The sequence below is a fragment of the Sphingomonas adhaesiva genome, from assembly GCF_002374855.1.
GTDB lineage: Bacteria > Pseudomonadota > Alphaproteobacteria > Sphingomonadales > Sphingomonadaceae > Sphingomonas > Sphingomonas adhaesiva.
Map to the genome: position 1 here is coordinate 183,712 of NZ_NWVC01000005.1, position 22,238 is coordinate 205,949.

24 protein-coding genes are annotated in these 22,238 nt (G+C 72.6%); 15 read left to right on the top strand and 9 right to left on the bottom strand.

Features of this window, described 5'->3' with window-relative positions; genetic code table 11:
- Positions 1 to 12 precede the first annotated feature (12 nt).
- Together COA07_RS12040 and COA07_RS12045 are read right to left on the bottom strand one after the other, a co-directional pair.
- Complete coding sequence (locus COA07_RS12040; RefSeq protein ID WP_083957037.1) at positions 13 to 2,034, bottom strand: flagellar biosynthesis protein FlhA; 2,022 nt, start codon at positions 2,032 to 2,034, stop codon at positions 13 to 15.
- Entirely contained in the window at positions 2,031 to 2,717 is a 687-nt protein-coding gene (locus COA07_RS12045; protein WP_141396532.1) for a lytic transglycosylase domain-containing protein, read from the bottom strand. Before COA07_RS12045 ends, COA07_RS12040 begins: the two co-directional genes overlap by 4 nt.
- A gap of 586 nt (positions 2,718 to 3,303) precedes the next feature.
- Between COA07_RS12045 and sctU the strand changes: the two genes are divergently transcribed.
- The 13 genes from sctU (at position 3,304) to COA07_RS12110 (ending at position 12,738) form a co-directional block, all read left to right on the top strand.
- A complete protein-coding gene (gene sctU / locus COA07_RS12050) occupies positions 3,304 to 4,455 on the top strand; it encodes a type III secretion system export apparatus subunit SctU (RefSeq protein WP_066713567.1) in 1,152 nt (383 codons plus the stop codon).
- Position 4,456: 1 nt separating this feature from the next.
- Positions 4,457 to 4,804 (top strand): FliO/MopB family protein, encoded by a 348-nt coding sequence (locus COA07_RS12055; RefSeq protein ID WP_245842141.1) that lies wholly within the window; start codon positions 4,457 to 4,459, stop codon positions 4,802 to 4,804.
- Positions 4,801 to 5,811: a FliM/FliN family flagellar motor switch protein gene (locus tag COA07_RS12060; protein WP_096641071.1), complete on the top strand. Its 1,011-nt coding sequence runs from the start codon at positions 4,801 to 4,803 to the stop codon at positions 5,809 to 5,811. Before COA07_RS12055 ends, COA07_RS12060 begins: the two co-directional genes overlap by 4 nt.
- A 6-nt stretch (positions 5,812 to 5,817) precedes the next feature.
- Positions 5,818 to 6,540 (top strand): EscR/YscR/HrcR family type III secretion system export apparatus protein, encoded by a 723-nt coding sequence (locus tag COA07_RS12065; RefSeq protein WP_066712821.1) that lies wholly within the window; start codon positions 5,818 to 5,820, stop codon positions 6,538 to 6,540.
- A 10-nt stretch (positions 6,541 to 6,550) separates the two neighbouring features.
- Positions 6,551 to 6,820: a type III secretion system export apparatus subunit SctS gene (gene sctS, locus COA07_RS12070; protein WP_066485463.1), complete on the top strand. Its 270-nt coding sequence runs from the start codon at positions 6,551 to 6,553 to the stop codon at positions 6,818 to 6,820.
- Position 6,821: 1 nt separating this feature from the next.
- Positions 6,822 to 7,598 carry a type III secretion system export apparatus subunit SctT gene (gene sctT / locus COA07_RS12075; RefSeq protein ID WP_066712819.1) on the top strand — a complete coding sequence of 259 codons (777 nt, stop codon included), beginning with the start codon at positions 6,822 to 6,824 and terminating at the stop codon, positions 7,596 to 7,598.
- Complete coding sequence (locus tag COA07_RS12080) at positions 7,595 to 7,945, top strand: LuxR C-terminal-related transcriptional regulator (protein WP_066712818.1); 351 nt, start codon at positions 7,595 to 7,597, stop codon at positions 7,943 to 7,945. Before sctT ends, COA07_RS12080 begins: the two co-directional genes overlap by 4 nt.
- Before the next feature lie 142 nt (positions 7,946 to 8,087).
- Positions 8,088 to 8,696 (top strand): hypothetical protein, encoded by a 609-nt coding sequence (locus tag COA07_RS12085; RefSeq protein ID WP_066712817.1) that lies wholly within the window; start codon positions 8,088 to 8,090, stop codon positions 8,694 to 8,696.
- Positions 8,697 to 8,824: 128 nt separating this feature from the next.
- The gene (locus tag COA07_RS12090) at positions 8,825 to 9,694 is read left to right on the top strand and encodes a DUF6683 family protein (RefSeq protein ID WP_096641073.1); all 870 of its coding nucleotides are present in this window, start codon (positions 8,825 to 8,827) and stop codon (positions 9,692 to 9,694) included.
- A 28-nt stretch (positions 9,695 to 9,722) separates the two neighbouring features.
- Positions 9,723 to 9,917 (top strand): hypothetical protein, encoded by a 195-nt coding sequence (locus COA07_RS12095; protein ID WP_141396533.1) that lies wholly within the window; start codon positions 9,723 to 9,725, stop codon positions 9,915 to 9,917.
- A gap of 99 nt (positions 9,918 to 10,016) precedes the next feature.
- Positions 10,017 to 10,529, top strand: a complete 513-nt coding sequence (locus COA07_RS12100; protein WP_096641077.1) for a hypothetical protein — start codon at positions 10,017 to 10,019, stop codon at positions 10,527 to 10,529.
- Between the two features lie 80 nt (positions 10,530 to 10,609).
- Entirely contained in the window at positions 10,610 to 11,458 is an 849-nt protein-coding gene (locus COA07_RS12105) for a hypothetical protein (protein ID WP_096641078.1), read from the top strand.
- An 80-nt stretch (positions 11,459 to 11,538) separates the two neighbouring features.
- Positions 11,539 to 12,738 carry a CoF synthetase gene (locus COA07_RS12110; protein WP_169924235.1) on the top strand — a complete coding sequence of 400 codons (1,200 nt, stop codon included), beginning with the start codon at positions 11,539 to 11,541 and terminating at the stop codon, positions 12,736 to 12,738.
- On the opposite strand, the gene COA07_RS12115 is transcribed toward COA07_RS12110, so the two are convergent.
- From COA07_RS12115 to COA07_RS18325, 6 genes are read right to left on the bottom strand one after another with little or no spacing between them, the layout of a single operon-like run.
- On the bottom strand, positions 12,714 to 13,691 hold the full coding sequence (locus tag COA07_RS12115) for a Rieske 2Fe-2S domain-containing protein (protein ID WP_169924236.1): 978 nt from the start codon (positions 13,689 to 13,691) through the stop codon (positions 12,714 to 12,716). The genes COA07_RS12110 and COA07_RS12115 overlap by 25 nt on opposite strands.
- Complete coding sequence (locus tag COA07_RS18320) at positions 13,688 to 14,818, bottom strand: GNAT family N-acetyltransferase (protein ID WP_169924237.1); 1,131 nt, start codon at positions 14,816 to 14,818, stop codon at positions 13,688 to 13,690. The genes COA07_RS12115 and COA07_RS18320 overlap by 4 nt, the downstream gene beginning before the upstream one ends.
- On the bottom strand, positions 14,794 to 15,936 hold the full coding sequence (locus tag COA07_RS12120) for an ATP-grasp domain-containing protein (protein ID WP_096641084.1): 1,143 nt from the start codon (positions 15,934 to 15,936) through the stop codon (positions 14,794 to 14,796). The genes COA07_RS18320 and COA07_RS12120 overlap by 25 nt, the downstream gene beginning before the upstream one ends.
- Positions 15,933 to 16,760 (bottom strand): MBL fold metallo-hydrolase, encoded by an 828-nt coding sequence (locus COA07_RS12125; RefSeq protein WP_066713710.1) that lies wholly within the window; start codon positions 16,758 to 16,760, stop codon positions 15,933 to 15,935. Before COA07_RS12125 ends, COA07_RS12120 begins: the two co-directional genes overlap by 4 nt.
- On the bottom strand, positions 16,748 to 17,692 hold the full coding sequence (locus tag COA07_RS12130) for an NAD-dependent epimerase/dehydratase family protein (protein WP_169924238.1): 945 nt from the start codon (positions 17,690 to 17,692) through the stop codon (positions 16,748 to 16,750). Before COA07_RS12130 ends, COA07_RS12125 begins: the two co-directional genes overlap by 13 nt.
- Complete coding sequence (locus COA07_RS18325) at positions 17,689 to 18,513, bottom strand: 3-oxoacyl-[acyl-carrier-protein] synthase III C-terminal domain-containing protein (protein WP_169924239.1); 825 nt, start codon at positions 18,511 to 18,513, stop codon at positions 17,689 to 17,691. The genes COA07_RS12130 and COA07_RS18325 overlap by 4 nt, the downstream gene beginning before the upstream one ends.
- Before the next feature lie 247 nt (positions 18,514 to 18,760).
- On the opposite strand from COA07_RS18325, the gene COA07_RS18330 reads away from it, so the two are divergent.
- Together COA07_RS18330 and COA07_RS12145 are read left to right on the top strand one after the other, a co-directional pair.
- Positions 18,761 to 20,461 (top strand): Tle-like phospholipase domain-containing protein, encoded by a 1,701-nt coding sequence (locus tag COA07_RS18330; RefSeq protein ID WP_169924240.1) that lies wholly within the window; start codon positions 18,761 to 18,763, stop codon positions 20,459 to 20,461.
- A gap of 70 nt (positions 20,462 to 20,531) precedes the next feature.
- A complete protein-coding gene (locus COA07_RS12145; protein ID WP_066711136.1) occupies positions 20,532 to 21,284 on the top strand; it encodes an ankyrin repeat domain-containing protein in 753 nt (250 codons plus the stop codon).
- 4 nt (positions 21,285 to 21,288) lie between these two features.
- On the opposite strand, the gene aguB is transcribed toward COA07_RS12145, so the two are convergent.
- The gene (aguB, locus tag COA07_RS12150; protein ID WP_066711137.1) at positions 21,289 to 22,140 is read right to left on the bottom strand and encodes an N-carbamoylputrescine amidase; all 852 of its coding nucleotides are present in this window, start codon (positions 22,138 to 22,140) and stop codon (positions 21,289 to 21,291) included.
- Between the last annotated feature and the right edge of the window lie 98 nt (positions 22,141 to 22,238).

The following is a 22,238-nucleotide window of genomic DNA, read 5'->3' on the forward strand; positions in this document are numbered from 1 at the left end:
TGTTCCCCGACATCATTCGGCCGCCATGGCCGGTTCAGTTGTTGTTGTTGTCGCACCGTCGCGATGCGCCAGCCCGGCGGCGGGCATGCCGATCTGCCCGACCATTTCCAGCCGCGTCAGCGACGACAGTTCGTTGAAGGCCAGCACCGGCAGGTCGAACAGGTCCGGCTCGATCAGCTTGCGCACCGCGCGGCGCGCCTCGAACGAGGTGACCAGCGCGTTGGCGCGCGTTTCCTGCGCGGTGGCGGCGATCGTCGCCACCAGATCGCGCGCGACGTCGGGCGGCACGGCCAGGCGCTCGGCCCCGTCGACCAGGCGCGTCGCCTCGCGCACCATGGTTTCCAGTTCGGGCGTCACCACCAGCGCGCGCACCTCGCCATCCGGGGCGGCGGCGTCGATCAGATACCGCTTGAGCGCGACACGCGTCATGTCGGCCAGTCGCGGCACGTCGCGTTCGCCCTGCGCCGCGTCGGTCAGCCCCTCCAGCACGTCGCGCATGTTGCGTAGCGGGACTTCCTCCTCGACCAGCCGGCGCAGCACCTCGGCGATGCGCGCGGCGGGCAGCGCGCGGACGGCTTCCTTGACCACTTCGGGATAATCGTCGCCGATGCGGTTGAGCAGCGTGACGGCTTCCTGCACGCCCAGGAAACGCGACAGATGGCGGCGCAGCACGCCCTCCACCGCGGCGACCAGCGCGGCGGTGTCCGCGCCCGCGCCCTCGCGCAGGCCATGGCCGACGGGCAGTTCGTAGGCGAGCAACTGCCAGGCGGCGCGCGCATCGGGCGCCATGAAGTGGATCGCCAGCCGTGGCAGCGGCACGCCCGAGCGATACTGCAGCCGCTCCAGCATCGCCGCCATCTCCGCCGCCAGCGCATCGCCATCCTCGCGCGAGGGGCGCGGGCCGGACAGTTCCAGCAGCAGCGGGACGACCGGCTTGGGCAGCGCGGGCTCGGCGACCAGCGTCGCGGGCGGCGGCGTTTCGCGGCCACGCGCGGCGATGCGGGCGAGCGGGCCGGCATGTTTCAGGATGATCGGGCGCAGCCGCGGGTGCAGGAATGCGCCGGTGCCGATCGCGCCCGCGCCCAGCCCCAGGAACACCGCCACCGGGAAGCCGGGGACCGCCGCCATCAGCACCGCGATCGCGCCGACGCCCAGCAGCGCGCGGGGGTGCCCCGACAGCTGGCGCTGGATCGTCTGGCCGAGGTTGCTGGTATCTTCCTCATCGGTGGTGCGCGTGACCATCAGGCCCGCGGCCATCGCGCCGAGCAGCGCGGGGATCTGCGCGACCAGCCCTTCGCCGATCGTTAGGATCGAATATTTGTGGGTCGCGGCGCCCAGGTCCATGCCCTGCTGCATCACGCCGATGGCGAGGCCGCCGATCAGGTTGACGACGACGATCACGATCGAGGCGATCGCATCGCCCTTCACGAACTTCATCGCGCCGTCGAGGCTGCCGTGCAGCTTCGATTCCATCTCCAGCACGCGGCGGCGGCGGCGCGCCTCGTCCTTGTCGATCAGGCCCGATCGCAGGTCGCTGTCGATCGACAGCTGCTTGCCGGGCATCGAATCGAGGCTGAAGCGCGCCGCGACCTCGGCCACGCGCTCCGCGCCCTTGGCGATGACGATGAACTGCACGACGGTGATGATGAGGAACACCACCAGCCCGACGACGATGTTGCCGCCAGCCACCATCGTGCCGAACGTCTGGATGATATGCCCGCCATGCCCGTCCAGCAGGATCATGCGCGTCGTCGCGACCGACAGCGACAGCCGGAACAGCGTCGACACCAGGAGGATCGAGGGGAAGGACGAGAAGTCGAGCGGCCCGCGCACGTACAGCGTCGTCAGCAGCAGCATCACGCCGAAGGTGATGTTGATGCCGACCAGCATGTCGACGACCAGCGTCGGCAGCGGCAGGAACAGCGAGCCGATGATGACGACGACGAAGCCGATCAGCGCGACGTCGGCATAGCGCGACGCCAGCCCGACGCGCGGCGCGGTGTCGCTGGAGGCGAGGTAATGCTGGACGCTCATTGCGCGGCCCCCCGCGCGGTGGCGTAGCGGCCGAGCACGTCGCGGACATAGCCCTGCGTTTCGCGATAGCGCGGCACGCCGCGATATTTCCGCACGGCGCCCGGCCCGGCATTATAGGCCGCGACGACCAGCGGCACGTTGTTGCCGAAGCGGCGCTGGAGCTGCTTGAGATAGGCAGCGCCCGTCGCCAGCGCGAGCGGGCGGTTGCCGAGCAGCGCGCGCGGATCGCGCACCCCCAGGCTGCGCGCGGTGGCGGGCATCACCTGCATCACGCCCAGCGCGCCCTTGGGCGACACCGCGCGCGGATCGCCCGCGCTTTCGGTCGCGACCATGGCGGCCAGGAGATTCGGGTCGATGCGATAGTGCCGGCCGATCGCGATCACCAGCCCGTCGGGGGCCGCGGTGCCGCCGCGGCGGCGCACCTGGCGGACCGCGGCGGCGAGCCGGCGGTCGAACCCGGGCATCCGCACCGATACCGGCGTCTGTTCGGCGACGGCGACCGGCGCGATCGTGGCGGCAAGCGGCGCGGCGGCGCTCGCAGGGGAACTGGGCGTAGCGGCAGGTGCAGGGGCGGCGCACCAGCGGCTCGCCTCGCTGAAGCGCGCGGCGACGGCGGCGCCGCAATCGATGCGCGCGGCGGCGGTGCGCGCCGCGGCGACGCCGGGCAGCATGCCCGCGACCATGGCGAAACCGATCAATGCCGTACGGCACGGGAATCGGGAAGCGGCGCGCGCCGGGGCGTCGCGGACCTCCACATATCCTTCAGTGCACATCCCACTCCTCCTCTACGACGCGTCGCGCAATGCGACGGATCGTGCGGCAAGCGGGGTCCTGCGGTACCGGACGACGGGCGTCCGACACCATTAACATGCCCCAGTCCGCCAAATGATAGAAGCGTGAATTCGTTCAGTCCGTCGTGACATTTTCACGTTTCGTCCTGATTGAGGCGAAATGGTGACGTGCCGCGGTTTTGCAGTCGGATCGGTGCAAACCCGCCGGAATCTGCGGAAAATATGATTTATCGCCGCGTCTAATGGGCTGGTTTCGTGTCATTTTGTTGACAAGTACCGAATCGGTGTCGCGATTGACTCGAAATGTTTCCGTGTCGATATGGGAGTGGTCAGACACGCAAACGGGTCCTGCGGTCCGGCACATGATGCGCCCTGGTCATCAGCGCGCGGACGGTAATGGCGGGTGGTTCCGGCGCTTCGATGGCGTGCGGGCGGGGTCGAGGATTCCGCCGGCGCGCCGCGTGGACGGGAGAGCCAGGTGGCCGGAAAGAACGACGGCGGCGACAAGACGGAGAAGCCGACATCCAAGCGGCTGGCCGATGCGCGCAAGAAGGGCGATGTCGCCAAGTCGCGCGACGTCACCGCCACCGCCACGCTGTTCGTCTGGCTGATCGTGTTCATCTTCGGCGCCGGATTCGCGGGCACGCGGATCGCCACCCTGTTCGACCAGAGTTTCCAGATGATCGCGCGCGGCGACCAGCCGTTCGCGGTGGCCGCCGCCTCGCTGGGCGCCAGTGCCCTGTGGGCGCTCATGGCGATCTGCGCCGTCGCGCTGATCCCGGCCGCAATCGTCGGCGTGCTGACCGAATTCCTGCAGGCCGGCGGCGTCTTCACCGCGCAGAAGCTGACGCCGAGCCTGGACAAGCTGAACCCCGTCGAGGGGATGAAGCGCATGTTCAGCATGGATAACGTCATCGAGCTGGTGAAGACGATGGCCAAGGCGGCGCTGATCGTGATGGTCATCTGGCTGGTCCTGCGCGGATCGCTGGGCGAGATCGTCGAGCGGACCGGGCCGCTGCTGCAACCGGCCGCGCAGACCGACGGGCGCGCCGCCGCGGCATCGGTGCTGGGCTTCACCGGATCGCTGGTGCGCCAGGCGCTGCTGTGGACGTTCGCGGTGTTCGTGATGGTCGCGGTGCTGGACCTGGCGTGGCAGAAGCACAGCTTCCTGAAGAAGATGCGGATGAGCCTGCGCGATATCCGGCAGGAGCATAAGGAAAACGAGGGCGACCCGATGATCAAGGGCAATCGCCGCCAGCTGCACGAGGAATGGGCCAACCAGAATGCCGTCGGCGCGGCGCGCGGCGCCAACGTGCTGGTGGTCAACCCGACGCATATCGCGATCGCGATCGATTACGATGCCGAGAGCGCGCCGGTGCCGGTCGTCGCCGCCAAGGGCGAAGGCCCGCTGGCGCAGGCGATGCGCGAGGCGGCGGAGGAAGCGGGCGTGCCGATCGTCCGCCACGTCGCGGTCGCGCGCAAGCTGTACGAGGATGCCGCGGTCGAGGACATCGTGCCGCGCGACATGTTCGAGGCGATCGCGCAGATCATCCTGTGGGCCAAGAAGGTCCGCGCGGGCGAGGCGCCGCAGCACCACGACCTGGGCGAACATCGGTGGGAGACGAACTGAGATGGATTCGGCGATCGGCACCGCGGTGACGGGCCTGTTCGGCATGGTGATCGCGCTCGCGATCGTGCTGGGCCTCGCCTACGTATGCCTGCGTTTCCTGCGCCAGTGGCAGGACCGCGGGCTGGGCCGGCGCGACGGCGAGCCGGACCGCCAGCTGCGGTTCGTCCGCGCGCTGGCGGTGGGGCAGCGCGAACGGTTGATGCTGGTGGAGGCGGAGGGGGAGTTGATGCTGATCGGCGTGTCCCCCGGATCGGTGACGCTGCTGCGCAACTGGGGGGACGGCACACCGCCGGTGCCCGCCGCGCCCGCATTCCATTTGCCGCCCGACGGGCGTGAGGCGGGCGCATGAGCGCGTCGCGCCTGACCGCCGAACGGCCGCTGCCGCTGCGCGACCGGCTGCGCGCGATCGACGCCGATCGCGCCGACCGGCAGACGCGGCTGATCGGGGCGCTGAACGCGCGCCATTCGGGCGCGCTGACGCTGGCGGCGCGCGCCGCCTTTGCGCGCGACCGGCGCGCGGCGGGGGCGTGGATCGGGTTCGAGGCGGGCGCGCAGCGCGCCTATGTCGCGCCGCTGCTGGTCGAGGGCGAGCTGGTGCGGCTGACCGGCGGGGACGGCGTTCCCGATCCGGCGCTGGCCGCGCGGCTGCTGCCCGCGATCGAGCCGTTGCTGGCGGCGCTGGAGGCGGCGCTGGGCGACGACCTGCGCCCCAGCGCGCTGGTGACGGAGGTGCCCGACGACCTGATCCTGCTGCGGCTGGACGCATCGTGCGCGCGGCACACGATCCGCCACCGATTGCTGATCGCGCTGGCCGGCGCGGGGGAAGTGGCCGCCGCGGCGCTGCCCGCCGCGCCGCCGCCCGCGCTGGTCAACACGCTGCGCGCGCGCTGGCGCGCCACCATTCCGGCCCCCGCCATTCCGGCGGCGCGGCGCGGCACGATCGGGCGCGGCGACCTGCTGCTGCTGGGTATCGGGCCGCTGATCGCGCGCCTTTCCATCCCCGGCCGCGACACCGACGTCGCGGCACGGCTTGAACCATCGAAGGGAAGCATGACGTTGCAGGAAGACCTCGTGCCCGCACCCGATGCCGATCCATCGCCAGCCGCGGCGTCCGCGCCGCCGGAATGGGATGCGCTGTCGGTTCCGGCCTGTATCGAGATCGACGGCGGCCTGTTGTCCGCGCAGGACGTCGCCGGGCTGGCGGCGGGCAGCGTGCTGCCGTTGCCGCAGACCGGCGGGACGTTGCGCGTGCGCGTCGTCGCGGGCGGCGCCACGATCGGCAGCGGCGAGCTGGTCGCGGTCGGCGAGGGGTTCGGCGTGCTGTTCGATCGCGTCGCGACCCGCGGCGAGGAGTAGCGCACGATGGACCTGTCCACGTTCACGCCCGGCTCCGCGCTGGTCGTCGTCATCGCGCTGGCGATCGCGCCGTTCTTCGCGGTGATGGTGACCAGCTTCACCAAGATCGTCGTCGTGCTCAGCCTGTTGCGCAATGCGCTGGGGCTGCAGCAGGTGCCGCCGAACATCGTGCTCAACGGCCTGTCGCTGGTCCTGACGCTGTACGTGATGTACCCGGTCGGGCAGCAGATGCAGAATGCGATCGCGCAGAACAACGGCGGCGCGGCGGCGGTGGCGGGGCCGATGGTGCCCGGCCCCAACGGCATGGCGCCGGGCGGCGGGGGCGGCGTGCTGCAGTCGACCAATTCGATGCTCAACGCGGTCGACGCCGGCAAGGAGCCGCTGCGCAACTTCCTGCTGAAGCACAGCTCGCCGACCGAGCGCGGCTTCTTCCTGAAGACCGCGCGCCGCGTGGGCGAGCCGAACCGCGCCGCGGAGATGACCGAGCGCGACTTCATCGTCGTGATCCCCGCGTTCGTGGTGCGCGAACTGAGCCTGGCGTTCCAGGTCGGCTTCCTGATCTTCCTGCCGTTCCTGGTCATCGACCTGGTGATATCGAACATCCTGCTGGCGATGGGGATGATGATGCTGTCGCCGACCACCATCTCGCTGCCGTTCAAGCTGTTGCTGTTCGTGCTGGTCGACGGGTGGGTGAAACTGGCCCACGGCCTCGTGCTGAGCTACGTGTAGGGGGGCTGCGATGAACGGCGATTTCGTCAGCCTGACCAACGATGCGCTGTGGCTGGTGCTGGTGCTGTCGGCGCCGCCGATCATCGTCGCGGCGGTCGCCGGGCTGATCGTGGCGGTGTTGCAGGCCGCGACGCAGGTGCAGGAACAGACGCTGCAATATACGGTCAAGTTCTTCGCGATCGTGCTGACGCTGTTCCTGACCGCGGCGTTGCTGGGCGGATCGCTGTACCGGTTCAGCGACCGGATCTTCACCAACTTCCCGGCGATGATCCAGCACTGACATGGGCGGCTGGGCCGATCAGCTGTTGTTGCTGGGCGTCGCGACCGCGCGCGTCGCGGCGACGTTCCTGCTGCTGCCGATGTTCTCCAGCGAGACCGTCCCCGCGCTGGTGCGCAATTCGATCTTCGTGTCGCTGGGCGTCGTCAGCCTGGCGTTGCAGCCGCCGCTCGACCCGTCGCTGCTGGGGCCGGGGCAATGGGCGACGATCATCCTGAAGGAGGTCTTCGTCGGCATCGTCATCGGCTTCTTCTTCGGATCGGTGCTGTGGGCGCTGGAGGCGGCGGGCAACATCATCGACACCAAGGTGGGCGCGACGCTGGCGCAGGTGGTCGATCCGCTGTCCGGGCACCAGACGTCGCTGAACGGCGCGTTCCTGGGGCGGCTGGCCAGCGTCGTGTTCGTGGCGGGCGGCGGCCTGTCGCTGCTGCTGCGCGTGCTGATGGAAAGCTACGCCATCTGGCCGGTCGCCGCGCCGATGCCGGTGCTGACGGGATCGAGCCTGGCGCTGTTCGAGGGCGAGTTCGGGCGGCTGATGGTGCTGGCGACGCTGTTCGCCGCGCCCGTGCTGACCGTGCTGTTCCTGATCGACGCGGGGCTGGGGCTGATGAACCGGTTCGCGCAGCAGCTGAACGTCTTCACCCTGTCGATGTCCATCAAGGCGTTTGCCGCCACGTTCGTGCTGCTGCTGCTGGTCGGCAGCTACGTCACCGCGATCCTGCGCGACATGGCGAGCCGGCCGGGCGTGATCCACGGCATCCTGACGGGCCTTGCCACGTGACCGCGACGGTGGAGGACGACCGCCTGGCCGCGATCGCCGAGCTGCTGCGCAAGGCCGATGCGCTGCCCGGCGCCGCCCCCGCGCCGGTCGCGCTGGGCGAGCATATGGTGGAGGCCGCGCGCGTCCCCCGGCGCCACCGCGAGGCGTTGCTACGGCTGACCCCGATGGAGCTGACCTGCGTGCGCTTCCTGGGGTGGGGGCGGTCGAATGCCGACATCGCGACGCTGCTGATGATTTCCGACAATACCGTGCGGGTCCATTTGTCCAATGTCGCGCGCAAGCTGGAATTGGACGGGATGCGCGAGCTGGCGGCGCTGGCCGGGCTGCTGTTCTACCCCGCCGACTGATCCGGCCTAATCGTTTCGACTAGCGCGGCTAGTCGTTCCGCGGAGTGCGGGGAAGGCCGCCGCTTCGTACATCCATGACCACGGCGGCACGGGACGTCGGACGGATTGGGCGCCGCGACGGCGCGACGACAGGAGACGCAAGATGGGCTTTCTGGGTGGTATCGGTTCGATCGTGAACCCCCTCAACATCGCGGCGCTGGGCATGGGCCCGGTGGGCATCGGCATGATGTTCGCCCGCCCGCTGGTGTCGGCCGTGGGGCAGCAGTTCATCCAGCAGCTGGGCGACAAGCTGGGCCTGCCGCAGGGCGTGGTCGACATGGCGCGATCGACCTTTGCGCTGCAGGCCGGTGACATCGGCGGTGCGGGCCGCAGCCTGGGCGACGTGGTGCAGGGCTTCGGCAGCCAGTTCGGCGCCAGCCCGTTCGAGGCGGGGGAGGTCGAGCGCAACCTGACCGACCTGATCGATCAGGCGACGACCGACCTGGCGCAGAGCCGCGAAGCGCGCGAGGCGCGGTCGGGCGGCGGGCGCAGCTGGTTGATGGCGCTGGCCGAGAACCTGGGCCGCGTCGCCGACAAGCTGGCGAACGAGATGGACCAGATGTCGCAGACGCTGGGCGATGGCGCGAACAAGTCGTCGCAGAACCTGAAGTTCGCGGCCAAGTCGCAGGAATTCTCGCAGTTCTTCTCCTCGGCCAACACCGTCATCAAGACGCTGGGCGAAGCGTTGTCGCAGGGCGCGCGTAAGCAGTAAGGCGGCGAGCGATCGACGGGGGGCGGGGCGGCATCGCCCCGCCCCCAACGTCGTTTCTGCGGGAACCCTTTGCGCATCCGAAACGTCGCGTCCCGCGACAGCCATCGCCATCTGGCCGGAGCAAGACCATGAACCGAACCCTGCTGCTTTCCCTGCTGACGATCGCCGGCACCGGCGCCGTGCCCGCCGCCGCGCGGGCGCAGGATGGTGCGGCGGTCGATATGACCGGCATGGGCATCTACGCGATGGAAGACAGCGTGATGGAGGCTGCGGGCCGATCGGTCGCGCGGCGCGCACCGGGCGCGGCGGCACCGGCGCGGGCGGTGTCCCCCGCCGCCTTCGCCTATCGCCCGTCGCAGGAGGTGCGGCGGCGCAACGTCGCGGGCTTCGTCAAGAAGCTGACCGCCGCCAACCCGCAGGGCGCGGGCGAGATACGGCGGCTGGTCGAGGATCCGACGCTGTTCGCCAAGATCGACCGCGCGCTGCGCGGCGTGGGCGGGCGGACGGACAATGCCGCCGATGCCTTCGCCAGCTACTGGATCGCCGCCTGGTATGCGGCGCACGGCCGCGACGACACGCCCGATGCCGCCACCTTCGCCGCGGTGCGCCGCCAGGCGGCCGATGCGCTGGGGGCGGTGCCGCAGCTGGCCGGTGCGGGCGATGCGGTGAAGCAGCAGGTCGCCGAGGCCAATCTGGTGCAGGCGGTGCTGATCGCCGCGACGATGGAGGGGGTCGGCCGAGACCCCGCCGCGCGCGGCCGGATCGCGGCGGCGGTGCGCAAGGGCGCACGGGCGTCCGGCCTCGATCTCGACGCGATCGCGCTGACCCGCAACGGCTTCGTGCCGACGCGCCGCACCGGTGCGGTCGATCCGGCGCGCGACGGCGCGGGCGCGGGCGCGGGCGCGGGCGCGGGCGGTGGTGGCACGCTGCTGGGCGCGGGGGCGCTGGCCGCGGTGGCGGGCGGCGCGCTTTATTATCGCAATCGCGCGCGCGGATAGGCGCGCGTCAGCAGAAGGAGTGACGACCGTGAACGTAGCGCCGGTGAACCGTCCCACGGTGGTGATCGATCTGACCGTCACGACCCCGTCGCAGGCGCGCAACGACGCCGCCATCGCGATCCAGCACACCGCAGGCGATATCGCGCGCGAGCCGCCGACGCGGGCCGGGACGGTCGACGAACTGCTGGCGCGTCCCGGCGCGCTCGACCGCTTCGCCGGATGACGGGAGCGGCGCTAGTCGCTTCGATTATGGCGGCCGGGCATCGGCGGCACTAGCTAGGGACAATGACGGCGATCTGCGCCGTCCGAGGACAAGAATGAGATGACCGCGATCGACCGCCTTTCCCCGCTTGCCCCCGCCGCCGCGCTGGATCCGGCGCGCGGAACGACGGCCGTCGACGCGGCGAGCCGTGCGATCGGCGATATCGGGCAGCGGGTGCTCGCCTGGGTCGGTGCGGTGGGCGGCGCGGCGCCGGGTGCGGCGGCATGGGCGGCGCGCGCCGGAAGCGGCGATCCCGGCTTCGTGCCCGACGCGGGCGTGCTGGCGCGGCGCGGCGACATCTATGGCCTGAACGCGATCGCCGGCGACCTGTCGGCGCGGTTTGGCGGTACGCCGACGCAGGAGGGCGACCTGCTGCGTGCGCTGGAGGGCGTCGCGCGCGGCGCGATGGTGCAGGCCGCCGGGCTGTCGGGTGCCAGCGGGGAGCGGCAGATCGCCGGGCTGTCCGCCGCGCTGGACGCGGCGCAGGCGGCGCCGGCGGGCGAGGGGATGGACGGCGTGATCGCGCGGATCGACGCCGCCGCCGCGACGCTGGGGCGGCAGAACGGCTTCTGACGCGGCGCGCGCGCCAGCCGGGAACCACCGGCCGGTCGTACGATTTGGACGCGTAACAATCGCTCGCTAGGATCACGATCATGCTCCGCTCGCTTGTCGCCGCCGCCGGTCTGGCCGCGATCCTTGCCACCCCCGCCGCCGCGCAGCGCAAGCTGACCGTCATCAGCGCCGGCAGCGAACAGGCGCTGGCCACCGGCAAGACCGTGTTGTCGCGCCCGTTCGGCGCGCAACTGGTCGACCGGCTGGCGGTGGTCGGCAGCTATCCCGCCGGCACGACCACCTATCATCTGGTGCGCGGCGATGCGGCGGGGACGTGCCCGTCGCGCTTCGTCGTCGTCGCCACGCGCGCCGGGGCGGCGCCGGCGATCAGCGAGCCGTTCGGCACCTGTGCGGGCACCGCGCGCGGCACCGCGCGGCGCGGCGGCTTCACCGTGACGATGCCGGCGACCGCGGCGGGCGGCCCGGCGGTGCGCTTTGCATGGCAGGACGGGCGGATGTGGTTGATCGGCGCGCGCCCCGCCGGGCAGGCGGATGCCGCCGCGCCCGGTTTCGGCACGCGCCAGGCATCGACCTGCACCGCGCCGACCTCCGCCGATCCGGCGCAGCAGGCCGCGGTGCTCGCCGATTTCGAGGACAGTTACCCCGACGAGTTCCGCCGGGCCGCGACGCTGCGCAAGATCGACATCGCGCCGCAGGAATTGCGGGAGATGGTGGCGGGGCTGGCGTGCCTGGCGCGCTGGCCGGGCGCGGAAAGCGCCGTGCCGGAGGCGGCGACCCCGCTGTTCGCAAGCAAGCGCCACGGCCCGGCGGCGTTCGAGGCGATCGACCAGATCGCGCGCGATCCGCTGTCCGACGTCAACCTGCGCGCCGCGGTGCGCGCGTTCGGCGCCGAGATGCTGTACCGCGTCGACCGGCGCGAGCCGCTCTGACCCCGATCGGCGCGGCGATCGCGGCGCGCGCCTATGCGCTGGCGCGCTGGCGCGCCGCGCGGCTGACCACACGCGCCGCGGTGGAGGCGCATCGCGTGCGCGGGCTGCACCGGCTGGGGCGGCACCTGCACCGGCACATCCCTTATTATCGCGGTATCGACCCGGCGCGGCCGGACGGCTGGCCGGTGATTGACAAGGCGGAGCTGCTGGAGAACTTCGCGGCGATGAACCGTGCGGGCATATCGCTGGACGCGGTGCGCGACGCGCTGGCCGCCGGGGAGACGCGCATCGGCGACCATGCGATCGGGCACAGCACCGGGACCAGCGGCAACCGCGGCTATTTCATCGTCAGCGATGCCGAACGCTATGTGTGGCTGGGCACGTTGCTGGCCAAGGCGCTGCCCGACGCGCTGTGGCGGCGGCATCGCGTGGCGCTGGCGCTGCCGGGCTTTTCGCGGCTGTACGGCGCGGCGGGGGGCGGCAGCCGGGTGACGCTGGGGCTGTTCGACCTGGGCGAGGGGATCGACCGCTGGGCGGGGCGCCTGGCGGCGTTCGCCCCCGACACGATCGTCGCGCCGCCCAAGGTGCTGCGCGAGCTGGCGGGGCGGGGGCTGATCGCGCGCGGGACGATCGCGTTCAGCGCGGCCGAAGTGCTCGACCCCGTTGACGTGCCGGCGATCGAGGCGGCGACCGGGCGGCCGTTGCGCCAGATCTACATGGCGACCGAGGGACTGCTGGGCGTGTCGTGCGACCACGGCACGCTGCACCTGGCGGAGGATGTGGTGGCGTTCGAATGGGAGGCGGCGGGCGACAGCGGGCTGGTGCAGCCGGTCGTCACCGACATGACGCGGCGCGCGCAGGCGATGGTGCGCTACCGCATGAACGACCTGCTGCGGCTCGACCCGCGGACGTGCACGTGCGGATCGGCGTTGCAGGCGGTGGCGGCGGTGGCGGGGCGGTGCGACGATCTGTTCGTGCTGCCGGGAAGCGCGGGACCGGTGACGGTGACCCCGGACGTGCTGCGCAACGCGGTGATCGACGCCGACCGGCGCATCGACGATTTCCGCATCGTGCAGACGCACGCGGCAGCGATCGCAGTGGCGATCCCGGCGGGCGCGGATGCGACGGCGGCGGAGGCGGCGGTGGCGCGCGTGCTGGCGCGGATCGGCGCCCGCGCGGCGATCACCGTCACCCATGGCATCCCCCCGACCGACGCCACCAAGCTGCGCCGCGTCCGCCGCGACTGGCGCGGCGATCAGAGCAGCATGTCGGCCGTATAGCGCTGCGGCGGCGGGGGCATGCCGTTGGCGAACCCCCAGATCGCCGGGCCGAGGAAGTCGAGCGGCCCGCGCGCATAGTCGCCCTCCCGCATCGCCTGTCGCGCCAGCACCCGGCGGTCCTGTTGCAGGATCGGCCAGTGGACGGCGGTGAGCAGCCAGCGCTTCACCGCCGCCGGGATCGCCCCGCGCGGGGTCGCGAAATGCGCGTAGGGGCGCGTCACGGTGGCGCTTTCGGGGACGAACACCACCGCGATCGACAGCGTCGGGCCATGGCGGCCGGTAAAGGCGACCTCGCCGATCGTCGGGGGGTGGAGGCGGCCGATGCTGGTGCCGCGATGCCCCTCCAGCAGGCGCGGCAGCAGCCCGGTGGCGCGCGCATCCTCGACATAGCGGGCGTGCGCGCCGGTCGCGTCGACGGTCACCTCGACCCGCGCCGGGCGGCGGCGGTGCGGCGCGCGGACCAGCCAGGGGTGGACATGGTGCGGATGCGCGGGGTCGAGATGGTTTTCCAGCGCGTCCAGCACGCGTGCGGTCGACGCGCGCGGCGCCCACCAGAAGCGGTCGAGCGTATCGTCCTCCATCACCGCGGGCAGGCGGGGGAAGGGGCCGTCGCCCAGCGTCGTCCACACCAGCCCGCCCGCCACGCGCACCGGCAGCGTGGCGGCCGCGATGTCGGGGACGGTGCGCGCGCCGGGCACCGCGCGGCATCGCCCGTCCGCGCCGAACGCCCAGCCGTGATAGGGGCAGACGATCGCGCCGCCCTGCACGCGCCCCGCCGACAGCGGCATCGCGCGGTGCGGGCAGCGATCGCGCATCACCACCGGCCCGCCATCGGCGGCGAACACGACCAGCGGCACGTCCATCAGCCGCCGCGCGATCGGTCGCGTGCCCAGCCGCGCGGCGAGCGCGACCGGGTGCCAGCCGGCGGCGATGGCGGCGGGCCAGCCGCTCACCAGCCGTGGCGCCGCATCATCGGCACCGCGACGCGTTCCAGCGCCGCGGCGAGCGCGCGGATCGCCAGCGCGCGCGGGCGCGACAAATGCGCGACGTGCATCGCATGATATTCGATTACTCCGCGCGCGCCGCGCAGCCGCTTGAAATGCGCGGCGCCCGCCGATCCGTGCAGCCGCCAGCCGCGCTCCATCGCCATCGTCATGAACATCCAGGAGGCGAGCCGGTAGAGGCCCGCTGCGGCCGGGAAGCGGCGATCATAGCCGACCACGGGCGGCGTCGCGACCCCGGCGCGCGCCATCATCCCCGCCACCGCCAGCACGCGCCCGTCGCCCGTGCGCGCGACGCGATAGTCGATCGACCCGCCGGCCATGGTCGCGGCAACGAAGCGGGGGGTGAACACCGGGTTGAGCGCGCTGTACTTGCCGACATACAGCTGGTGATAGAGGTCCGCGATCCGCGCGGCATCGCCCGCGCGGGCGGGCTCGATCGCCAGCCCGCTGCGCGCCACCAGCCGCCGGTCGTTGGCGAAGGCGTTGCGCGGGCGCCAGTCGCGCGCCGGATCGTCGACCACCCACACCTGCCGCGACGGCACCATCACCCAGCCGTCGGCGCGCGCCGCGCGCGCCAGCGCGGGTGACGACCAGTCGTCGACCGACCGGATCGCCAGCACGTGATCGGGAAAGCGATCCGCCAGGAGCGCGCGGATCGCGGGCAGGTCGGCCCCGTCCCAGGCTCCATGCAAATTCGTCGACAGCAGCCAGTTGTCGACATGGACGATGCGGTCGATCCGCGCCGCGCCCAGCATCGCATCGACCCCGGCCAGCAGCGCGCGCAGCGCCGCCGCCCCGCGTACGCCCATGATCGCCAGTTCGGCGCGCGCATAATCGACATAGGCGGCGCGCGGGGTGCAGACATAGCTGTCGCCGCGCGCGCCGTGGTTGATCGTCACCGGCAGGACGCGCCCGGCGCGGTTCAGCGCGCACCATTCGGTCGTGACATTGGCGATGTGCGCGGGCACGTCGGCCAGCATCGCGATATAGGCGCGCTCCGCCGCTGGCGTATCGCCCCAGGGCGCGTCCGGGGCGGCGGGATCGAACAGGATCATGCGATCGGCCCGCCGTTCCATTCGATATCGGCGGTGGTCTGGCGCGTCGGGCTGCGCCGGCGTGTCAGCCCCAAAGCGGCGAAGCGCGCCGCATCGACCAGCGCGCCCGCCGCGGGCCAGCGGTCGCCGGGGCGGGTGATCGCGTCGCGCCCGGCGTGCCACTGGTCGCGCAGCGCGCGCCAGCGCCCGCCGGCGAGCGCGGCGGGCGCGCCGAGCAGCGCCATCGCGGGCGCCAGGTGGCGACGCGTGCCGGGGGCGGGGGGCGGCACCGTTTCGCCCAGGATCGCCAGCGCCAGCGCGGTGCCGTCGAACAGATGCACCCCGCTGACCGCGCGCGGATTGCATTCGATCGGCACCGCCGCGCCGTCCGGCGTGCGGATCAGGTCGAACGACAGGTGCCCGGTCGCGCCGGTCGCGCCCGCGATGCGCCGCGCCATGTCGATCGCGGGGGGCCAATCGACCGCGTCGAACGCATAGGCCGCCGATCGCCCGTGGCGCCATGCGGGGCGGTAAAGCGCGTGCGCGGTGACGCGACCGGCGTGCGCGGCGGTCCACAGGCACAGTTCCTCCCCCGCGACGAACGCCTGCGCGACCCAGCGGTGTGTCGGCGACGGGCGCAGCCGCGCAACGGTGCGCGGTGACGGGCGGATCAGCGCGGCGGCGGCGAAGCGCGAGAATTCGGGCTTCAGCACGATCCGGTCGAGCGGCAGCGCCGCCAGCGCGGCGGGATCGTCGATCGCGTGCGTGTCGGGCATCGTCACCCCGGCGGCGCGCGCCACGTCGGCGAACAGCGCCTTCGAATGGAGCCGGCGCAGCAGGTCGGGGGGCGGGGCGAAGACGCGCACCGCCGGCGCGGCGGCGGCGATGTAGAACACCTCCTCGCACGTCGGCACGATCAGCGCCGCGCCGGTCGCCTCCACCAGCCGCGCCAGCGCGGTGCGGAACGCGGCGAAGGCAGTGCGCGGCGGGGGCAGGCGGTGGACGGCGAAGGCGGGGCGCGACCAGCGGGCGGCCATGGCGGGGACGCTGTCGGCCAGATGCACCGCCCAGCCGAGCGCGCGGAACGAGCGCGCGATATCGAGCGCGACCGGCGCGCGCGCGCCGGTGACGATGACCGTGCCCGGCACGATTCCGGTCACAGCCCGGCGGCGCACTCGGCGCAATGCGACGGCGTCAGCCGCACGTCGGGATTGCGGCGGTGGAGCAGGTGCAGCTTGTGAAGCGTCGCGCGCCCGGCGGCGGCATCGCCCAGCAGCCGCGCGGTCAGCAGCGGCGGGGGCGTGTCGGTGCGGATCGCCGCGCTGGACCAGGCAGCGTCGGCGACCAGGAAATGCCAGCCGGCATCCTCGCGCACGAACAGCCCCCAATGGCCGGGGCAATGGCCGGGCAGCGGCACCATCAGCAGCGATCCGTCGCCCAGCAGGTCGCGCGCATCGGCAAAGGGCGCGGCATCGTCGGGCAGCGCGGTGGCGGGTGCATCCTCGAACCAGCGCATCCGCGCTTCCATGCCGGGCGGCGCCAGCGCGCGCAGCATCCCGCCGCGCACCGCGGTGAAGCGGCTGCCGCGGTGCAGCGCGGCCCATCCGGCGCGCGCGGCGTGAAGCGTGGCGCGCGGAAAGCGATGCGTCCCCGCCATGTGATCGGCATGGAAATGCGACAGGATCAGGTGGCGCACGTCGTCGGCGGCGATGCCGTGCGCGGCGAGTTGATCGGCCAGCGCCTCCCCCGGGGCCAGATGCGGCGGGGTGGCCCAGCGGTACAGCCGTTCGGGGAACGGGCGTGTCGCGGCGAGGAAGGCGGGATCGTAGCCGGTATCGAACAGGATCGCGCCGTCGTCCGGGTGGCGGATCAGGAAGGCGAGCGCGGGGAAGTCGACCGGCGCCCAGCGTCCGCCGCGGATCGTCATCGCCTGCGGATGGCGGCAGTGGCCGACGCGGAACGCGCGGACGCTCACCGCGCGCATCGGGCATCCAACGCGTGGTCGATCGCGTCCTCCGGCGTGATCGCGGGCGCCCAGCCGAGCACGGCGCGCGCGTGCGACAGGTTGAAGGTGCGCGACCAGCCGAGCGCGGCGACGGTGTAGCGGGTCAGCAGCGGCTCGCGCCCGGTCACGTGCGCGGCGCCCTCCAGCACCGCCGCGCCCGCCATTGCCACAGGACGCGGCAGCGCGACGATACGGACCGGGCGCGCCAGGCGCGCGGCGATCCGCTCCACGATCGCGCGGACGGTCAGCGCCGCGCCGCCCGACAGGTTCGCGGTGGTCGGGGGCGCGTCGGCGGCGGCGATCAGCGCGGCGGCGACGTCGCGCACGTCGGTCAGCTCCACCAGCGCGCGGCCCCCCGCGGGCAGCGGCACCCGCCCGCGCGCGACGGCGCGCAACAGCCGGGGCAGCAGGACCGTGTCGTGCGGGCCGACGATCGCGTGCGGGCGCAGGATGGTGGCGGGGATGCCGGCGTCGCGCACCACCTGTTCGGCCTGCCACTTGGTCGCGGCATAGGCATTGGCGAAGCGTGGGGCGGGGGCGTCGCGCTCGGTAATCCCCATGCGGTCGGCGGTGGTGACGTAGATCGACGGGGTGGAGACGTGGACGAAGCGACGGCACCCGGCGTCGCGCGCCGCCGCCGCCAGCCGCCGGGTCGCGTCGTGATTGATCGCCGCGAACGCCGCGCGCGGCCCCCAGGGCGACGACCGCGCGGCAAGGTGGAAGACGGTGTCGACACCCGCGCACAGGCCGGGGGGTAGCGGCTGCGTCAGGTCGAGCGGCAGGATATCGCGATCCTCCCCACCCGGCGTGCGCCCGGTCGCGCGCACCCGCCACCCGTGTGCGGCGAGCAGCGGCACCAGCGTGCGCCCGACCCCGCCGGTCGCGCCGGTGACGAGCGCGACGCGCGTCACCAGCGGATCACTATGCCGCCCAGCCCGATGCCGGCGGCGCTGCCGATCAGCAGGACGTGGGCGCCGGGCACCAGCCGCCCGGTGGTGCGCGCGACGTGCAGCGCGTGCGGCAGGCTGCTGGCAACCTGGTTGCCGTGGCCGTCGAGGATGTCGACGATCCGCGCGGCATCGCCGCCGATCACGCGCGCCAGATGGCCGATCGCGGGGCGGCTGGCCTGATGCGGCACGATGACGTCGATCGCGTCGCGCGTGACGCCCGCGGCATCCAGCAGCCGATCGAGGAACGCCGGGAACAGCCGCGCGGTGGCGCGGTACAGCGCCGGGCCGTTCATGCGGAAACGCGCCGCGTCGCGGAAGGCGGCGGGATCGGCGAACGGATCGACGCGGGTGCCCCCGGCGGCGAGCGTGCACAGATCGGCATGGTCGCCCCAGCTTTCGAACCGGCTGGCGAGCAGCCGCTGCGTGCCCCCGGCGGCGACCGCCAGCGCGGCGGCGCCATCGCCGAAGATTGCGGCGGTGGCATGGTCGGCCGGGTCGATCGCGCGGCGCGGCAGGTCGGCGCTGGCGATCAGCACCCGCCGCCAGCGTCCCGCGGCGATCCCCATCAGCGCGACGTCCAGCGCGACCAGCGCCGACAGGCACGTGGCGTTGACGTCGAACGCCGCCCCGCCGTGCGCGCCGATGCCCAGCCGGCGCTGGATCAGAGTCGCGGTGCCGGGAATCGGCTGTTCCATGACGCTGGACGCGCCGATCAGCACATCGACGTCGCGCGCCGCCCAGCCGGCGTCGCCGAGCGCGTCGCGTGCGGCCAGCGACGCCATGCCGGAGGTCGTATCGTCCGCGCCGGCGAGCGGCCGGCCTGCCGCGCATCGGGGCGGAAGATGGACGCCGGTCCCGGCGAGCGCGAAGGTCATGACCGCGCGACCATGGCCCGGTGCGCAGGGCCGGCGCAATCGGAAACGCCTGCGGGGGGCGGGGGCGGCGGCGCTCCTAGTCGATCCGATTATGGTTCGGCGCGCGCCCGCATGGGAAACGGCGGACCATGTCGGTGATGCCGCAGGAGGAAGGATGATGGTCGATTCGGTCCAGCGGGCAGCGCCCACGCCGCTATCGTCGCCATCGCTGGCCGGCGCGTCCGCGGGGGCGACGGCGGCGAACCGGTATGCCGCGGGCTGGAATCCGCCCGCGCCGCCACCCCCGCCCCCGCCCCCGCCTCCTCCGCCGCCCCCGCCCGAGCCGCGCGGCTTCCTCGACCGGCTGGGCAGCGCGATCAGCAACGGCGACGTGCGCGACGTCGCCAGCACGGTACGCGACGGGATCGGCGACGCGACCGAGGCGGGCCGCAACGGTATCACCAGCGCGGTCAACTGGACCGGCAGCCAGATCGGCAACGCCGCCGATGCCGCACGCAGCCACATCACCGGCGACGACGTGCTGTCGCAGGGGTTGCGCGGGGCGATCACCAACGCCGAATCGATCACGCGCTTCCAGGTGGGCTTCACCGGCGGCGTGCTGCGCGAGGGCGTCGGGTTGCTCGGCACCGTCGGGCAGCTGAGCGTGACCGCATCCGAATTGCAGGTATCGGCCGAGGCGCGGCAGGAACTGGCGAGCAACGTCGTCGGCGCGGTCGGCAATGCCGCCGACGCGACCGGCCGCTACATCGATTCGGCGGTTCACGATCCGTCGCGGATCGGCAGCGACCTGAGCCGCGCATGGGATGCGACCACCGATGCGGTGGGCGGCACGCTGGACCGTTATGGCCAGGCGATCGCGGAGGGACGCACCGAGGAGATCGGCATGGATGTCGGCACGGTCGCGACCTATGTCGTGCCGGTCGGCGGCGGGCCGGCGCGCGGGCTGCTGACCGCCGGGATGCGCGGCGCGGCGCGCGAGGGTGCCGAGGCGGTGGGATCGACCGTCGCGCGCGACGTCACGCGCCAGGCCGCGAACGACCTTGCCCCACCGCTGCGCGCCGCCAACGATGCCGCGCCGTCGCTGCGCGGGCCGCTGACCGATACGGTCGCGCCGCCGCCCCCGCCGGGCGCGCGCGGGCTGGCGACCCCGGACGTCCCGCCGTCGCCGCTGCACGCCAAGGCGCAGATGGCCGAGCATGTCTATGGCCGCGGCGACCTGCCGCCCGGGGTCAGCACGGTCACCGATGCGGGCGAGCTGCGCGCGCTGAACCTGACGCCCGAGATGCTCGATCGCGGCGCGTTTCATGCGGAGGTCTATCGCAACGGCCCGGCCGGATCGGGCGATTACACGATCGCGTTTCGCGGATCGGGGCCGACGCGCGCGGGCGACTGGGTCAGCAACGGGTTGCAGGGCGTCGGCCTGCCGTCGAACCATTATGCGCGTGCGCTGGAGATCGGGAAGTCGATCGCGCGCGTCGATCCGTCGATCAACGTCGATTTTGTCGGCCATTCGCTGGGCGGGGGGCTTGCCTCGCACGCCGCCAATGCCGCCGGGCGCGAGGCGACGACCTTCAACGCCGCGGGGCTGCACTTCATCTCGCGGTTGCAGGGGCAGGCGGTGGCGCGCGAGGCCGGGATCGCGCCGGGCCATGCCACGAATTACGCGGTGCCGGGCGAGATCCTGACCACTGCGCAGGAAAACCTGTGGCCGCTGACCCCGCGGGCGTTCGGCGACACGCAGCGGCTGCCGTCGGTGATACCGGAGGGCAAGACGGCGTGGGACCATTATGGCCCGCTGGCGCCGGTCAACCGTCATCTGATCGACTGGGTGCTGGCCAGCACCGCGGGCCGGTAAGCGCACGCCGCATCGCTTGACAGCACCGGAGCGCGCCGCGATGCCGCGGCAAAGGCCAGCGGAGCGCAGCATGGACGGGATCGCCACGGACCGGTTTGTCGCAGGGGCCGACCTGCCCGATGCGCGCGCCTTGCGCGAGGCGCCGGGGCTGGGCGCATCGGGCCGCGACCTGATCGACGCGGTGCTGGCCGCGGACGTGCCGCGCGTGCGGTTCCTGATGGAGCGCGACCCGGCGCTGGCGCGGACCGCCGCGGACGGCCGGTCGCTGGCGGAAGTGGCGGTGGCCACCGGCGACGCGACGCTGCTGCGCGAGATACTGTCGCACGGCGTCGACCCGAATGGCGCGGGGGACGATGGCGCGCCGCTGATCCTGGCGCTGCACGCCACCGGGCCGGAGCTGGCCCATGTCCTGCTGGCCGAACATGGCGCGGCGCCGGCACCGGCGGGCGGGGTGCTGGAGCCGGTGCGCGCGGCGATCGCGCTGGAATCGGCGGCGGGGGTGCGGATGCTTCTGGACCACGGGTTGGACCCGAACGTGCGCGACACGCTGGACCGCCGGCCGCTGCACGTCGCGCTCGACATGGAGCGGTTCGCGATCGCCGAGCTGCTGCTGGCCGCCGGCGCCGATCCGTTCGCGATCGACGCGGGCGGCGCGAACCTCGCTTCGTCGCTGGCGATGCCGATGGTCACCGACGCGCCCGAGGAGGAAGCGGCGCGCGCGCGGCTGGCCGCCGGGCTGGCGCGGCTGGGCTGGCCGAAGCCGGCCCCGACCCCGCGCGAGGTGCTGGCGCTGGCGGCGGACGGCCGCTGGCCGCCGCGCTAATCCCTCAGATATCCTGCGTCAGTCGCCCGTACAGTTCCGGTCGGCGATCGCGGAAGAAGCCGAAGGCGGCGCGGTGGCGGCGCGCGCGGTCGAGGTCGAGCGTCGCGGTGATGACGCCTTCCTCCTCACGTCCCAGCTCGGCCAGGATATCGCCGCGCTCGTCGGTGATGAAGCTGGTGCCGTAGAAGGTCTGGCCGTGTTCGACCCCGACGCGGTTGGCGGCGATGACGGGGACGACGTTCGACACCGCATGGCCGACCATTGCGCGCCGCCACAGCCGCGCGGTGTCGAGCGAGGTGTCGTGCGGCTCGCTGCCGATCGCGGTGGGATAGAACAGCAGTTCCGCGCCCATCAGCATCATCGCGCGCGCGGTTTCGGGATACCATTGATCCCAACACACGCCGACGCCCAGCGTCGAACGCTCCGGCCCCTTCCACACCTTGAACCCGGTGTTGCCGGGGCGGAAATAGAATTTCTCCTCATAGCCCGGCCCGTCGGGAATGTGGCTCTTGCGGTACAGCCCCTGCACTTCCCCGTCGGGGCCGATCATCGCCAGCGAATTGTAATGGTGCGGGCCGTCCAGTTCGAAGAAGCTGGTGGGGATCCACACGCCCAGCGCCTCCGCCAGCGCCTGCATCGCCAGCACCGCCTTGTGCTCGCCCAGCGGCGCGGCGTTGGCGAACAGCGATTCGTCCTCGACACGGCAGAAATATTCGCCCTCGAACAGTTCGGGCGGCAGGATCACCTGCGCGCCGCGGCCATGCGCCTCGCGCACAGCGTCGGAAACCTTGGCGATGTTCGCATCGATATCGCCCGAAAAGGCGAGCTGGAGCGCGGCGACGGTGATCTGGGTCATGCGCGCGCACATAAGGTCGCGGGGCGTGCGACGCCAGACGGACTCTTCACGATTGATTGACGGATCGCGTGGTACGTCGCGAGCGACCGACAGGAGAA

Excerpts from the sequence above, each read along its gene's own strand:
- COA07_RS12040 (WP_083957037.1), bottom strand. The coding sequence starts at position 2,034 with ATGAGCGTCCAGCATTACCTCGCCTCCAGCGACACCGCGCCGCGCGTC.
- COA07_RS12045 (WP_141396532.1), bottom strand. The coding sequence starts at position 2,717 with ATGGTCGCGGGCATGCTGCCCGGCGTCGCCGCGGCGCGCACCGCCGCC.
- COA07_RS12055 (WP_245842141.1), top strand. The coding sequence starts at position 4,457 with ATGGATTCGGCGATCGGCACCGCGGTGACGGGCCTGTTCGGCATGGTG.
- COA07_RS12060 (WP_096641071.1), top strand. The coding sequence starts at position 4,801 with ATGAGCGCGTCGCGCCTGACCGCCGAACGGCCGCTGCCGCTGCGCGAC.
- COA07_RS12065 (WP_066712821.1), top strand. The coding sequence starts at position 5,818 with ATGGACCTGTCCACGTTCACGCCCGGCTCCGCGCTGGTCGTCGTCATC.
- sctS (WP_066485463.1), top strand. The coding sequence starts at position 6,551 with ATGAACGGCGATTTCGTCAGCCTGACCAACGATGCGCTGTGGCTGGTG.
- sctT (WP_066712819.1), top strand. The coding sequence starts at position 6,822 with ATGGGCGGCTGGGCCGATCAGCTGTTGTTGCTGGGCGTCGCGACCGCG.
- COA07_RS12085 (WP_066712817.1), top strand. The coding sequence starts at position 8,088 with ATGGGCTTTCTGGGTGGTATCGGTTCGATCGTGAACCCCCTCAACATC.
- COA07_RS12090 (WP_096641073.1), top strand. The coding sequence starts at position 8,825 with ATGAACCGAACCCTGCTGCTTTCCCTGCTGACGATCGCCGGCACCGGC.
- COA07_RS12100 (WP_096641077.1), top strand. The coding sequence starts at position 10,017 with ATGACCGCGATCGACCGCCTTTCCCCGCTTGCCCCCGCCGCCGCGCTG.
- COA07_RS12105 (WP_096641078.1), top strand. The coding sequence starts at position 10,610 with ATGCTCCGCTCGCTTGTCGCCGCCGCCGGTCTGGCCGCGATCCTTGCC.
- COA07_RS18320 (WP_169924237.1), bottom strand. The coding sequence starts at position 14,818 with ATGGAACGGCGGGCCGATCGCATGATCCTGTTCGATCCCGCCGCCCCG.
- COA07_RS12125 (WP_066713710.1), bottom strand. The coding sequence starts at position 16,760 with ATGCGCGCGGTGAGCGTCCGCGCGTTCCGCGTCGGCCACTGCCGCCAT.
- COA07_RS18325 (WP_169924239.1), bottom strand. The coding sequence starts at position 18,513 with ATGGCGTCGCTGGCCGCACGCGACGCGCTCGGCGACGCCGGCTGGGCG.
- COA07_RS18330 (WP_169924240.1), top strand. The coding sequence starts at position 18,761 with ATGATGGTCGATTCGGTCCAGCGGGCAGCGCCCACGCCGCTATCGTCG.
- COA07_RS12145 (WP_066711136.1), top strand. The coding sequence starts at position 20,532 with ATGGACGGGATCGCCACGGACCGGTTTGTCGCAGGGGCCGACCTGCCC.
- aguB (WP_066711137.1), bottom strand. The coding sequence starts at position 22,140 with ATGACCCAGATCACCGTCGCCGCGCTCCAGCTCGCCTTTTCGGGCGAT.